This is a genomic window from Fretibacterium sp. OH1220_COT-178, assembly GCF_003860125.1.
In the GTDB taxonomy this organism is placed as follows: domain Bacteria; phylum Synergistota; class Synergistia; order Synergistales; family Aminobacteriaceae; genus CAJPSE01.
The window spans coordinates 1-336 of the sequence record NZ_RQYL01000092.1; the positions used below are offsets into that span (position 1 = coordinate 1).

At 69.6% G+C, this 336-nt stretch carries 1 protein-coding gene; it reads left to right on the forward strand.

Annotated features, from left to right (window positions below; translation table 11 throughout):
* Positions 1–86 precede the first annotated feature (86 nt).
* Positions 87–336: ExbD/TolR family protein (locus EII26_RS12980; RefSeq protein WP_199735239.1), on the forward strand; the 250-nt coding region annotated here is incomplete at its 3' end.

Below are 336 nucleotides of genomic sequence, written 5' to 3' on the forward strand. Positions count from 1 at the left end.
GTCGACTCCCGGTCGGAGGCGCTGGAGCGCGCGGCGGATTTTCTGATCCGCGAGCACGTCGCCCGTGAGACGGGGCGCTTGTCGCCATGAGACGCCGGGGCAGAAAGGGATTGGAGCTGGACATCACCCCCCTGATCGACGTGCTTTTCATGCTCATCATCTTCTTCGTGCTGACCGCCAGTTTCGTGCAGGGACGGGTGGAGGTGGACCTGCCCCGCGGCGAGGGGGTGCCGAAGGCGGAGGGCGGGGCCCTGCTGGTGTCGGTGAGGGCGGACGGCACGGTCCTTTGGGGCGGAGCCGCGGTGACGAGCGCCGACGTCCCCGCTCTGGCCTCGC